This is a genomic window from Streptomyces sp. NPDC030809 (assembly GCF_055572195.1).
Window position 1 is genome coordinate 105,292 of record NZ_JBVIDV010000016.1, and the last position, 12,946, is coordinate 118,237.

The window sequence follows — 12,946 nt, forward strand, 5'->3', positions numbered from 1 at the left end:
GAACGTAAGCCCCCGTCCGACATCCGTACGAGAGTGTTCTACGGATCAGACGGCGGGGCGCTGGAGTCGGGCAACGAACTTGTATCGATCGCCGCGGTAGACCGAGCGGACCCACTCCACGGGCTCGCCCTCCGCGTCGAGGGAGTGCCGCGACAGCATGAGCATCGGCAGGCCGACGTCGGTGCCGAGCAGGCCGGCCTCGCGCGGGGTGGCCAGCGAGGTCTCGATGGTCTCCTCGGCCTCGGCGAGGTGCACGTCGTACACCTCCGCGAGGGCGGTGTAGAGGGACGTGTACTTGACGAGCGAGCGGCGCAGGGCCGGGAAGCGCTTCGCCGACAGGTGCGTGGTCTCGATGGCCATGGGCTCGCCGCTGGCCAGCCGCAGGCGCTCGATGCGCAGTACCCGGCCCCCGGTGGCGATCTTGAGCAGCCCGGCGAGGGTGTCGTCGGCGGTCACGTACCCGATGTCCAGCAGCTGGGACGTGGGCTCCAGCCCCTGGGCGCGCATGTCCTCCGTGTACGAGGTCAGTTGCAGCGCCTGGGAGACCTTGGGCTTGGCGACGAAGGTGCCCTTGCCCTGGATGCGCTCCAGCCGCCCTTCGACCACGAGCTCCTGCAGTGCCTGCCGGACCGTGGTCCGGGAGGTGTCGAACTCGGCCGCCAGCGTGCGCTCCGGCGGGACCGGGGTGCCGGGGGGCAGCGTTTCGGTCATTTCGAGCAAATGCCGCTTGAGCCGGTAGTACTTGGGCACGCGTGCGGTGCGAGTGGCTGCCCCGCTCTCCGGCTCCGTGAGCGCCCCTTCGGTGGCCATGGCCGCCCGCCTTCCCGACTCCAGTCCCGTTGCCAAAACCGGCTCCTCCGTTGTGTGCGGTCACATCGTGACACGGGCCGGAGCACGGACCTCGCCCCTCCCTGAGGTGTCGGTCCGGTAACGGACTGACACCTCGTTTATTAGACCCTTGACACCCCCAAAGGTCTAGGCCAAGCTCCAGGCTACTGGTCTAAACCAATATGGATCAGATCCCGGCCCCACGGGCAGTACTTGGCGATTGTCACCGTCGGCGGGCAGGGGGAGTGCAGGCATCCCTGAGGAGGGTGGCGTGAAGCGCAAGCTCATCGCGGCGGTTGGTGTCGCGGGCATGGTTATCGGCCTGGCGGCGTGTGGCGGTTCCGACGGCGACAAGAAGGAGGGCGGCAACAAGGCCTCCGGCGCCAAGGAGATCACCGTCTGGCTGACCGTCGACGCGCAGAACAACTGGCCGGACCTGGTCAAGGCGGCCGACGACGCCATTGCCGCCAAGCACCCGGGGCTGAAGGTCAAGCACGAGTACTACGGCTGGCCGGACAAGAACGCCAAGCTGGACGCCGTCCTCGCCACGGACAAGGCCCCCGACGTGGTCGAGATGGGCAACTCCGAGATGATCGGCTACATGTCCACCGGCGCCTTCGCCGAGGTGGACCCGTCGAAGTTCGACAACTCCTCCGCGTGGCTCGACGCCCTCAAGGAGTCCGTCACGTACGACGGCAAGACCTACGGCGTCCCCTACTACGCCGGCGGCCGCGTGGGCACCTGGCGCAAGGACATAGCCGCCGAGGCAGGCGTCAAGGCCGCCCCGAAGAGCTGGGCCGAGCTGACCAAGGCCCTCGACGCGGTCCAGAAGAAGAAGGGCGACAAGTTCAGCGCCTGGTACCAGCCCTCGCCGGACTGGTACGCCGCGATGTCCTTCGTCTACGACGCGGGCGGCGCGATCGCCAAGAACGAGGGCGGCCAGTGGAAGGCCTCGCTGTCCTCCCCCGAGTCGCTCAAGGGTCTCAAGCAGTACAAGGAGATCCTCGACAAGTACATGCACGCGGACAAGACCAAGGACGAGGCCGACCGCCCGGTCGTCTTCGGCCAGGGCAACGCGGCCACGATCTTCGCCGCCGCCTGGGAGGGCGCCACCTCCGCCACCCCGGAGAACGACAAGGTCGGCAAGCTCGCCGACAAGATCGAGAACTTCGTGATGCCCGGCCCGAACGGCAAGAACCTCCCGGTCTTCCTCGGCGGCTCCGACCTGGCCATCCCGTCCAAGTCGGACGCCCAGGACATCGCGGCCGAGTGGATCAACGCCTTCACCGGCGCCAAGGGCCAGGCCGGTCTGATCGCCAAGGGCAACCTGCCCAACAACAAGACGGACCTCGCGCCGCTGAAGGCCGACCCGAAGACCCAGGTCGCCGCCACCGCGGCCGAGTCCTCCTGGTTCGTCCCCACCGCTCCGGGCTGGGGCCAGGTCGAGAAGGCCAAGGTCCTCCAGACGATGCTCGTCGAGATCGGCAACGGCAAGAAGTCCGTCGAGGACGCCGCCAAGGCCGCCGACGCCGCCATCGACAAGGTCATCAACACCAAGTGACCTGAGCGAGCAGGGCCCCGCCGCTGACCGACGGCGGGGCCCTGCTGCCCGTGACAAGAGAGGGACCCCCGAGGAGCGCGCGATGAGTGCCGCACAGACAACCACCGCCGACCTGCCACCGGCGAAGCAGCAGCCTTCCACCGGAGCGGGCACAGGGATCACGGGCAGGCCGGGGAAGACCACCCGCAAGGGCTCCACAGCCACCCCCTGGCTGCTGCTGGCCCCCTGCCTGCTGGTCATCGTGCTCGTCATGGGATACCCGCTCTACAGACTGGTGTCCCTCTCCTTCCAGAGCTTCGGCAAGGCCGAGCTGTGGGGGTTCAAGGACGCCGAGTGGGTCGGCTTCGACAACTTCACCAAGATCCTCGGTGACGGCGTCTTCTGGTCCGTGGTCCTGCGCACGGTGCTCTTCACCGTCGGCGCGGTCATCCTGACCATGGTCATCGGCATGGTCATCGCCCTGCTCCTCCAGCGGGTCTCCGGCTGGGTCAAGACGCTGATCAACATCGCACTGGTCGCCAGCTGGGGCATGCCCATCCTGGTCGCCACCGCCATCTTCAAGTGGCTCTTCGACTCCGACTACGGCGTGCTCAACTACCTGCTGAGCAAGCTCCCCGGCGTGGACATGATCGGCCACAACTGGTTCGCCAGCGGCCCCGAGGGCCTCGCCGTGATCATGCTCCTCGTGGTCTGGGGCGCCGTGCCCTTCGTGGTCATCACCCTCAGCGCCGGCCTCACCCAGGTGCCCAAGGAGCTGGAGGAGGCCGCGCGCCTCGACGGCGCCGGCGCCTGGGGCGTGTTCCGCCACGTCACCCTGCCCATCCTGAAGCCGATCATCGTCATGCTGACCACCCTCTCGGTCATCTGGGACATGGGCGTCTTCCCGCAGGTCTTCGTGATGCGCAACGGCAACCCCGAAGCCGAGTTCCAGCTGCTGACCACGTACTCGTACCAGCAGGCCTTCGTGGTCAACGACTACTCCGGCGGCTCCGCCATCGCCCTGGTGACCGTCCTGCTGCTGCTCGGCGTCGTCGCCGCGTACATGCGCCAGATGCTCAAGATCGGAGAGGTGGAGTGACCACGACCACCGCGACCCCGCGCGGCGCAGGCCGCAAGGGCTTCAAGAAGTCGAAGCTCGGCTGGAACCTCCTCGGCCTGCTCGTCTTCGTCACGGCCGGCTTCCCCGTCTACTGGATGCTGAACACCGCGTTCAAGCCCGCCAAGGACGCCATCGACCCGAGCCCGCACTTCTTCCCGACCTCCTGGACCCTGGACAACTTCCGCCGGGCACTGGAGATCAGCGACTTCTGGGGACCGGTCGGCCGCTCCCTGACCGTCTCCCTCGTCGTCGTCCTCATCGGCATCTTCGTGGGCATGCTGGCCGCCCTGGCCATCTCGCGCTTCGCCTTCCGCGGCCGCAAGGCCGTCATCGTCGGCATCCTCGCCGTCCAGATGGTCCCGCTCGTCGCGATGATCATCCCGGTCTTCCTGCTGCTCAACGACCTGGGCCAGTACGACCGGCTGACCGGCCTGATCATCACGTACCTGACCTTCATCCTGCCCTTCACCGTGTGGACCCTGCGCGGCTTCATCGTGAACATCCCGAAGGAGCTCGAAGAGGCCGCCATGGTCGACGGCTGCACCCCGACCGGCGCCTTCATCCGCGTGGTCTTCCCGCTGCTCGCCCCGGGCATGGTCGCCACCTCGGTCTACGGGTTCATCCAGGCCTGGAACGAGTACCTGTACGCCCTGATGCTCATGAGCCAGCAGAACCAGACCGCCACCGTCTGGCTCAGCAACTTCATCACGAAGAACGGCACCGAGTTCGCCCCGATGATGGCCGGCTCCACCATGCTCGCGGTCCCGATCATCGCGCTGTTCCTGGTGGTCCAGCGCAAGATGGCCGCGGGTCTGACCGCCGGCGCAGTGAAGGGATGACCTGCTCCCGATGACGATCCTCGCGCACCGCTCCACCGCACCCGGAAACGACGGACTCACCCGTGACGCCCTGGCCGTGCTCCAGCCCGGCTTCCTCGGCACCACCGCCCCCGACTGGCTGCTGCGCCAGGTCTCCGAAGGCCTCACCGCGGTCGGCCTCTTCGGCCGCAACATCGCCGCGCCGGACCAGCTGGCCTCCCTCACCGCGCAACTGCGCGCCGAGCGCGAGGACGTCCTCGTCGCCATCGACGAGGAGGGCGGCGACGTCACCCGCCTGGAGGTCCGCGGCGGCTCCTCCTTCCCCGGCAACCTCGCCCTCGGCGCCGTGGACGACACCGCGCTCACCCGCGAGGTGGCCCGCGAACTCGGCCGCCGGCTCGCCGAGTGCGGGGTGAACCTCAACTGGGCCCCCTCGGCCGACGTCAACTCCAACCCCGACAACCCGGTCATCGGGGTGCGCTCCTTCGGCGCCGACACCGAGCTGGCCGCCCGGCACACCGCCGCGTACGTCGAGGGCCTCCAGGCCGCCGGCGTCGCCGCCTGCACCAAGCACTTCCCGGGCCACGGCGACACCAACGTCGACTCGCACCACGCGCTGCCGCGGATCGACGCCGGCCTGGACACGCTCTACGCCCGCGAACTCGTGCCCTTCAAGGCCGCCATGGCCGCGGGCACCAAGGCGATCATGAGCGCCCACATCCTGCTGCCCGCGCTCGACCCGACCCGGCCCGCCACCCTCAGCCCGCAGATCCTCACCGGCCTGCTGCGCGAGGAGCTGGGCTACCAGGGCCTGATCGTCACCGACGGCATGGAGATGAACGCCATCGCCGGCACCTACGGCATCGAGCGCGGCTCCGTGCTCGCCATCGCCGCCGGCGCCGACGCCATCTGCGTCGGCGGCGGACTCGCCGACGAGGACACCGTGCTGCGCCTGCGCGACGCACTCGTGAACGCCGTGCGCGAGGGACACCTCCCGGAGGAGCGGCTCGCCGACGCCGCCGCCCGGGTGCGGGCCCTCGCCGACTGGACCCGGCAGGCCCGGGCGGCCGCTGCGCCGGGCGCGCCCGTTGAGGAGGGGAGCGCGCCCGGCTCGGCCGGCATCGGCCTGACGGCGGCCCGCCGCGCGGTCCAGGTCACCGGCGAGCGCAAGCCGGTCACCTCGGCGTACGTGGCCACCCTCGCACCCGTCGCGAACATCGCGGTCGGCGACGAGACCCCGTGGGGTCCGGCCGCCGAACTCGCGGAGCTGGTCGCGGACACCGAGTCCGGCCGCTTCGGCGAGGGCGCCACGGCCGCCGAGGTGCTCGCCGCCGCGGGCGGCCGCACCATCGTGGCCGTCGTCCGCGACGCCCACCGGCACCCGTGGATGACCGAGGCGGTGGACGCCCTGGTCGCGGCCCGGCCGGACACCGTCGTGGTCGAGATGGGCCTGCCCCGGGCCGAGCCGCGCGGTGCGCTGCACATCGCCACGCACGGGGCCGCGCGGGTCTGCGGCCGAGCGGCCGCGGAGATCATCGCCGGCTGCTGAGAGCGGCAACGGATCCGGTGAGCCGAACCGGTATGCACAAGGGCCGGGCACCCCCAGGGGTGCCCGGCCCTTGTGCACACCGGAGCGGCCTAGAGGCCCTGCCACTCCGGCTTGCTCGCGTAGGCGTGGCGGAAGTAGTCGGCCAGCTTCAGCTTCGAGGCGGCGGCCTCGTCCACGACGACGGTGGCGTGCGGGTGCAGCTGGAGCGCGGAGGCCGGCACCAGGGAGGAGACCGGGCCCTCGACGGTCTGCGCGACCGCCTCGGCCTTGCCCTCGCCGGTGGCCAGCAGCACCAGGTGGCGGGCGTCGAGGATGGTGCCGATGCCCTGGGTGATGACGTGGTGCGGCACCTGGTCGATGTCGTCGTCGAAGAACCGCGCGTTGTCCACGCGGGTCTGCTCGGTGAGCGTCTTGATGCGGGTGCGTGAGGCCAGCGAGGAGCAGGGCTCGTTGAAGCCGATGTGGCCGTCCGTGCCGATGCCCAGCAGCTGGAGGTCCACCCCGCCGGCCTCGGCCAGCGCCCGGTCGTAGTCCTCGCAGGCCGCGACCACGTCGGCGGCGGCGCCGTCCGGGCCCATGAAGGACTCCGGGGTCAGGCCGAGCGGCTCGACGACCTCGCGCAGGACCACCGAGCGGTAGGACTCGGGGTGGCCGGCGGGCAGGCCGACGTACTCGTCGAGCTGGCAGATGCGGGCGCGCGAGGCGTCCACCTCACCGGCCCGCACCTTCGCCGCGAGGGCCTCGTAGATGGGCAGCGGGGTCGAGCCGGTCGCCACGCCGAGCAGGGCGTCGGGCTTGCGGCGGACCAGGGCGGCCATGGCCTCCGCGATGAGCTCGCCGCCTGCCTTGGCGTCCGGAACGATGACAACTTCCACGCTGGGCCTGCCGATCTGAGAAGAGGTGGACACGTGTGGTATAGACCAATCTAGCAGAAAAGCCCTCCACCGAGCGGCCCCCGCTGCGCCCAATCCCGCCCGGCTCCGACCCGTGCGGCCGGCTCGGCCCGCACCCCCGCAGCGCGTTCCGCGCCCCCTCTCCGCACCGGCCGCCCGCGCTCGGCTGGCGGCCGTACCGGCTTCCGTGCTCGACTGTTTCCATGGTCGGCCGAACCGGGCCCGGCGGCCTCCCGGGCCCGGGGTGCGGCCCGGCCCGCCGCGGACCCCCCGGAGGCAGGCGCATGGAACGTGCCGGCAGCATCATGGCCGCCGAGATCCGGCAGCAGCCCGCCGTCTGGCGGCGCATCCTCCAGGAGGCCGCCGACCCGGTCCGCGCCACCGCGGCCGCCGTCGCCGCCCGCGCCCCGCGCTTCGTCCTGCTCGCCGGCCGCGGCAGCTCCGACCATGCCGCCTTGTACGCGAAGTACCTGCTGGAGGTCCGGCACGGGCTGCCCTGCGGGCTCAGCTCGATGTCCACCATCACCGCGTACGGGGCCCGGCCCCGCCTCGACGACGTGCTCGTGATCACCGTCAGCCAGTCCGGCGGCTCCCCGGACCTGGTGGCCTCCACCCAGGCCGCCCGCGCCGCCGGGGCCGTCACCCTCGCCGTCACCAACAACCCGGACTCGGCCCTCGCGGCCGTCTCCGAGCACCACATCGACATCCTGGCGGGCCCCGAACGGGCCCTGCCGGCCACCAAGACGTACACCGCCTCGCTGCTGGCCCTGTACCTGTTCACCGAGGCCCTGCGCGGGGCCGACGGCAGCCGCGACGCCGCCGCCCTGCCCGCCCTCGCCGAGGAGGTCCTGGCCCGCGGGGAGGAGGTGCGCACGCTCGCCGCCCGGTACCGCTTCGCCGAGCGCATGGTCATCACCTCGCGCGGCTTCGGCTACCCGACCGCCCTGGAGGCCGCCCTCAAGCTGATGGAGACCAGCTACATCCCGGCCCTGGCCTACTCCGGCGCGGACCTGCTGCACGGCCCGCTCGCCATGGTCGACAACATCTCCCCGGTCATCGCCGTCGTCACCGAGGGCCGCGGGGGAGAGGCCCTGCGGCCGGTGCTCGACCGGCTGCGCGGGCGGGGCGCCGACCTGTTCGCGCTCGGCCCGAAGGAGCAGGTGGACTCCGCCTCCGCCGGGTTCGTGCTGCCCGTCGGCGGCTTGGGCGAGGAGCTGCAGCCCCTGCTGGAGATCATCCCGCTCCAGCTCCTCGCGTACGAGATCACGGTGGCCCGCGGCCAGGACCCGGACGCCCCGCGGGCCCTGGCCAAGGTCACCGAGACCCGCTGACGCCCGCCGCCCGGCGGATCAGCCCGCGGTCACCGGCGCCTGGAGCTCGGTCACCCACTGGTCCCGGTCCGCCGGGCACTCCAGGCTGATCTCGCGCGGATAGCCTGCCTCCCGGTAGCCGTGCCCGTCGATCCACCGGGCCAGGGCCTGGGCGGTGGGCAGCGCCTCGTCCATCGAACCGCGGTGCACGATGGTCGCCGCCTCGGCCACCGCCGGCAGGTCCAGCACCCGGAAGGGCCCCTCCCGCAGCGGGGCCGCCACCTCGACGGCGGCGTGCACGGTGATCGCCCCGCCGCCCTCGGGGGCGTCCTCGTAGTACGCGACCCCCGGCCCGGACGGCACGGTGCCCGCCTCTGCCAGCAGCCGGAACAGCTCCTCGTACAGCGGGCCGATCACCGGGCCGATGTGCTCCGGCTCGAAGCTCGCCGCCACGGCGGACAGCTCGGCCACGCGGACCGCGGGAAGGTGCTTGATCACGACGTCGTTCTCGGGCATGCGCCCCTCGCTCTCGATCGACCGGAGCCGCGCCTCGACCCGCACCAGCCGCGCCGCCGCCTCCGCCACCGCGGTCTCCAGCTCGGCCTGCCGGAGCCGCAGCATGCCGCGCAGCTCCTCGGCGCCCACCCGCTCGTCGAGGATCTCCCCGACCTGCTGGAGGGTGAAGCCGAGGTCCTTGAGCGCGATGACGCGGTTGAGGCGGGCCAGCTGGGCCCCGGTGTAGTACCGGTAGCCGGTGGCGGGGTCGACGTGGGCGGGCCGCAGCAGTCCGGTGGCGTCGTAGTGGCGCAGCATCCGGACCGATACGCGGCCGTGCCGGGCGAAGTCTCCGATGGTGAACATGATGTCTCCGAGTTCAGCGCCTGACACGGTGTGAGGGTCAAGGCCCGGTCGGCCGGGGCGGGTCCGGGGCCGCTCCGGGGCGATCCCGGGCCCCAGGCCGCTCCCGAGCGCGGGGGCCCTGCCGTGTTTCTACAGGAGGGCCATCTGGAGCCCGCCGGTGGCCGCCAGGTGCTGGCCGGTGACCCAGCGGGAGTCCTCGGAGGCCAGGAAGGCCACCACGTCCGCCACCTCCGGCGCGGTCCCGATCCGGCCGAAGACCGAGCGGGAGGCGGCGTGGGCCCGGGCCGCCGGGTCCGCCAGCCAGGCGCTGTTCAGGTCGGTCTCGGTGATGCCGGGGCCCACCGAGTTCACGGTGATCCCGCGCGGCGCGAGCTCCGCGGCCAGCGAGCGGGTGAGGGCGTTGACCGCGCCCTTGGCCATGACGGTGGCCGCGATCGCGGGGAGGGCGATGTCCGGGGTGCCGGTGACGTTGACGATCCGGCCGCCCTCGGGCAGCCGCGACAGCCCCTCCTTGATCACGAAGAAGGGGGCCTTCGCGTTGAGCGCGATCGCCCGGTCGAAGGCCTCCTCGTCGGTGTCCGCGATCCCCGCGAAGAAGGCCGCCCCCGCGTTGTTCACCAGGACGTCCACCTGCTCGGTGTGGTCCGGGTGCGCCGCGTACGCCGCCCACAGCGCGGCCGCGTCCCCCGGCACGCCGAGTTCGGCGCGGAGGGCGAAGGCCCGGCCGCCGGCCCCCGTGATCGCGGCCACCGTCTCCTTCGCGGCGGCCTCGTCCCGCCCGTAGTGGACGGCGACCAGGGCCCCGTCCCGGGCCAGCCGCTCGGCCACGGCCCGCCCGATGCCCCGGCTGCCGCCCGTGACCAGAGCCGTCTTCCCCTTGAGCACGCCCATGACGCGCCCCCCTTCGAATTCTCTAGTGGTCGCTACAGAAAGGGACCGTACCAGATTCAGTAACGCCCGCTATAGAATTGCCGCCATGGTTTCCGGACAGCGCGGCAGGCCCCGCTCCTTCGACCGCGGGGCAGCCCTCGCCCAGGCCATGCGCGCCTTCTGGGAGCGCGGCTACGAGGGCACCTCGATCGCCGACCTGACCCGCGCCATGGGCATCGGCGCCCCCAGCCTCTACGCGGCCTTCGGCGACAAGCGGGCCCTCTTCGACGAGGTGGTGCAGGCGTACGCCGAGTCCTTCGCCGCCTTCGCCCTGCGCGCCCTGGACGAGGAGCCCTCCGTACGGGAGGCGATGGCGCGGATCCTGCGCGAGGCCGCGGAGATCTACACCGATCCGGACCACCCGGCCGGCTGCCTGGTCATCAGCGCCGCCGTGAACTGCACGGTCCCCGAGGTGGCGGAGGCCCTGCGCGCCCGGCGCAACGCGAACATCGCCCTCTTCGAGAGCCGGATCCGCGCGGATGCGGCGGCCGGGCGGATCCCGGCGGACACCGATGCCGCCGCCCTGGCCCGGTACGCCGGCGCGGTGCTCCAGGGGATGTCCCAGCAGGCCCGCGACGGGGCGGCCCGGCAGGAGCTGCTGGCGGTGGGGGAGCGGGCGATGCAGGCCTGGCCCGCCTGACGGGGGGAGCCGTACCGGCCCCGGAAAGACCTCAGGGCCACGGTGCCGGGACGGGACCCTCAACCCGTCCGGCACCGCAGCCCGGAGTGCTTCGGCCGGCGGGTGTGCGGTCCCGGCGGCCGGCAGGAGGCGCCGGCGCGGTCAGGGCAGAACGCGCGGCTTACCTCGCTCCGTCCTCCTGTGCGGGGAGGGCGGAAGCATCACTTGCTCACTGCATTGTGGACTAGACCAATCTGTTCTGTCCATCCAATGACGGGGCCCCGATAACCGTCACTTCCTCCAACATACGCGGAACCTGGCCATCCTGGGTATTCCCTGGGGCGAAAGTCATGGCCCGGGCCCGGGGTACCCTCGCTCACGTGCCCTCCATGAACGACCTCGTACGCCAGCACACCGCTCTCAGTGACACCGACCTGGAGTGGCTCCACATGCTGGTCTCGGAGTGGCAGCTGCTCTCCGACCTGTCCTTCGCGGACCTCGTGCTGTGGGTGCCCACCCTGGACGGCACCCGCTACGTCTCGGTCGCCCAGATGCGCCCGAACACCGGCCCCACCTCCTACCAGGACGACATGGTCGGCCACCTGGTGCCGCGCGGCCGCCGCCCCATGCTCGACGCCGCCCTCGACGAGGGGCGGATCGTGCGCGAGGGCGACCCGGAGTGGCGCGAGGAGGTCCCGGTCCGCGTCGAGTCCATCCCGGTCCGGCGCGAGGGCCGGGTGCTCGGGGTGATCGCGCGCAACACGAACCTGCTCACCGTCCGCACCCCCAGCCGGCTGGAGCTCACCTACCTCCAGTCCGCCTCGGACCTGGCCCAGATGATCGCGGCCGGCACCTTCCCGTTCCCCGGCCAGCAGGTGGACATGGACGCCTCTCCGCGGGTGGGCGACGGCCTGATGCGGCTGGACGCCGAGGGCGTGGTCACGTACGCGAGCCCCAACGCCCTGTCCGCCTACCACCGTCTGGGCCTCGCCTCCGACCTGGTCGGCCAGCACCTGGGCACCATCACCGCCGAACTCGCCCCGTCCCGGGGCCCGGTGGACGAGGCCCTGGTCAAGCTGGCCAGCGGCTGGGCCCCGCGGGAGACCGAAGTCGACGGCAACGGCGGGGTGATCCAGCTCCGCGCGATCCCCCTCAAGCCCAAGGGCGTGCGCATCGGTTCGCTCGTCCTGTGCCGCGACGTGACCGAACTGCGCCGTCGCGAACGCGAACTGATCACCAAGGACGCGACGATCCGGGAGATCCACCACCGGGTCAAGAACAACCTCCAGACGGTGGCCGCGCTGCTGCGGCTCCAGGCCCGCCGGATGGACTCCGCCTCGGCCGGCGGCCGCAGTGCCCGCGAGGCCCTGAACGAGGCGGTCCGCCGGGTCGGCTCCATCGCCATCGTCCATGAGACGCTGTCTCAAAACCTGGATGAGCGCGTGGAGTTCGACGAAATCGCGGACCGCGTCATCGCCATGGTCGCGGAGATCTCGCCGGGCAAGGTGAGCTGCCGGCGCCTCGGCCGGTTCGGGATCCTGGACGCCGAGGTGGCCACCCCGCTGTCGATGGTGCTGACCGAAGTGCTGCAGAACGCGCTGGAGCACGCCTTCGCGCCGGCCGAGCAGGGCACGGTGGAGGTGGCCGCGGTGCGCAGCGGCACCGGCCGCAATGATTCGCGACTGCTGATCACGATCGTCGACGACGGCCGCGGGCTGCCCGAGGGGTTCGACCCGCAGCGGGCCGGGAACCTCGGCCTCCAGATCGTCCGGACCCTGGTCGAGGGGGAGCTCGGAGGCACCTTCGACATGCAGCCCGGCCCCGAGCGCGGCACCAAGGTCGTGCTCGACATCCCCGCCAGCCCGCAGAAATAGCACCGCCGGGGCCGTACGTCACGGAGAGTGACGGACGGCCCCGGCGGGCGCGGGACCTCCCGCGAAAGCACTGAGCCCCGAACCGGGAGTCACCTCCGGCGGTGGCTGGAGGGGGTTCCCGGACCGGGGCTCAAGAGCACGTCGCCGATCGCTTTCGGGGGTGCTACGCGCTGCGGCTCGAGGCTCGAAGTTGGTGTCAGGCGCTGGCGTTGCGCGCCCGGTTGCGGGCGGCGCGGCGCTTCATCGCGCGGCGCTCGTCCTCGCTGAGACCGCCCCAGACGCCGGAGTCCTGGCCGGACTCGAGCGCCCACTGCAGGCACTGCTCCATGACGGGGCAGCGGCGGCAGACGGCCTTGGCTTCCTCGATCTGCAGCAGCGCAGGACCGGTGTTGCCGATGGGGAAGAAGAGCTCGGGGTCTTCCTCGCGGCAAACGGCGTTGTGACGCCAGTCCATGGCTGCTCCATCTCCTTGGTATTGCGGGCAGGTTGCTTGTGAATGTGAACGCTTTCACGAATCCCTTCACGGGGGAAGGGACGTCGCCCAGGTTGCCCGGAGCGGTCCTTGATTCGTGGAGGGGTTCTGGCGGCCTTCGTGGGTGCCGGT

The 12,946-nt window shown here is 71.6% G+C and carries 12 protein-coding genes; 7 read left to right on the forward strand and 5 right to left on the reverse strand.

The annotated features are described in order from the left end of the window. Positions 1-45: 45 nt before the first annotated feature. Entirely contained in the window at positions 46-810 is a 765-nt protein-coding gene (locus tag ACZ407_RS21765) for a GntR family transcriptional regulator (RefSeq protein ID WP_468130612.1), read from the reverse strand. A 289-nt stretch (positions 811-1,099) separates the two neighbouring features. Here ACZ407_RS21765 and ACZ407_RS21770 point away from each other — a divergent pair, with 289 nt between their 5' ends. The 4 genes from ACZ407_RS21770 (at position 1,100) to ACZ407_RS21785 (ending at position 5,855) form a co-directional block, all read left to right on the forward strand. Next, positions 1,100-2,389 carry an extracellular solute-binding protein gene (locus tag ACZ407_RS21770; protein ID WP_468130614.1) on the forward strand — a complete coding sequence of 430 codons (1,290 nt, stop codon included), beginning with the start codon at positions 1,100-1,102 and terminating at the stop codon, positions 2,387-2,389. A gap of 82 nt (positions 2,390-2,471) precedes the next feature. Continuing rightward, positions 2,472-3,467, forward strand: a complete 996-nt coding sequence (locus tag ACZ407_RS21775; protein WP_468130616.1) for a carbohydrate ABC transporter permease — start codon at positions 2,472-2,474, stop codon at positions 3,465-3,467. Beyond that, positions 3,464-4,327: a carbohydrate ABC transporter permease gene (locus ACZ407_RS21780; protein ID WP_468130618.1), complete on the forward strand. Its 864-nt coding sequence runs from the start codon at positions 3,464-3,466 to the stop codon at positions 4,325-4,327. The genes ACZ407_RS21775 and ACZ407_RS21780 overlap by 4 nt, the downstream gene beginning before the upstream one ends. 10 nt (positions 4,328-4,337) lie before the next feature. Further along, positions 4,338-5,855 carry a glycoside hydrolase family 3 protein gene (locus tag ACZ407_RS21785; RefSeq protein WP_468130620.1) on the forward strand — a complete coding sequence of 506 codons (1,518 nt, stop codon included), beginning with the start codon at positions 4,338-4,340 and terminating at the stop codon, positions 5,853-5,855. An 89-nt stretch (positions 5,856-5,944) separates the two neighbouring features. On the opposite strand, the gene nagB is transcribed toward ACZ407_RS21785, so the two are convergent. Continuing rightward, positions 5,945-6,730, reverse strand: a complete 786-nt coding sequence (gene nagB, locus ACZ407_RS21790; protein ID WP_468130779.1) for a glucosamine-6-phosphate deaminase — start codon at positions 6,728-6,730, stop codon at positions 5,945-5,947. A 302-nt stretch (positions 6,731-7,032) separates the two neighbouring features. Here nagB and ACZ407_RS21795 point away from each other — a divergent pair, with 302 nt between their 5' ends. Further along, on the forward strand, positions 7,033-8,079 hold the full coding sequence (locus tag ACZ407_RS21795; RefSeq protein ID WP_468130622.1) for an SIS domain-containing protein: 1,047 nt from the start codon (positions 7,033-7,035) through the stop codon (positions 8,077-8,079). Positions 8,080-8,097: 18 nt separating this feature from the next. Here the strand turns inward: ACZ407_RS21795 and ACZ407_RS21800 are convergent, their stop codons facing one another. Continuing rightward, positions 8,098-8,919, reverse strand: coding sequence for a MerR family transcriptional regulator (locus tag ACZ407_RS21800; protein WP_468130781.1), 822 nt, complete (start codon positions 8,917-8,919; stop codon positions 8,098-8,100). 129 nt (positions 8,920-9,048) lie between these two features. Continuing rightward, positions 9,049-9,810: an SDR family oxidoreductase gene (locus ACZ407_RS21805; protein ID WP_468130624.1), complete on the reverse strand. Its 762-nt coding sequence runs from the start codon at positions 9,808-9,810 to the stop codon at positions 9,049-9,051. Between the two features lie 85 nt (positions 9,811-9,895). Between ACZ407_RS21805 and ACZ407_RS21810 the strand changes: the two genes are divergently transcribed. Both ACZ407_RS21810 and ACZ407_RS21815 read left to right on the forward strand, forming a co-directional pair. Continuing rightward, positions 9,896-10,489 carry a TetR/AcrR family transcriptional regulator gene (locus ACZ407_RS21810; RefSeq protein WP_468130626.1) on the forward strand — a complete coding sequence of 198 codons (594 nt, stop codon included), beginning with the start codon at positions 9,896-9,898 and terminating at the stop codon, positions 10,487-10,489. Positions 10,490-10,857: 368 nt separating this feature from the next. Continuing rightward, entirely contained in the window at positions 10,858-12,342 is a 1,485-nt protein-coding gene (locus tag ACZ407_RS21815; protein WP_468130783.1) for a histidine kinase N-terminal domain-containing protein, read from the forward strand. Between the two features lie 196 nt (positions 12,343-12,538). Here ACZ407_RS21815 and ACZ407_RS21820 read toward each other — a convergent pair whose 3' ends face one another. After that, complete coding sequence (locus ACZ407_RS21820) at positions 12,539-12,796, reverse strand: WhiB family transcriptional regulator (protein WP_003953983.1); 258 nt, start codon at positions 12,794-12,796, stop codon at positions 12,539-12,541. Positions 12,797-12,946 lie beyond the last annotated feature (150 nt).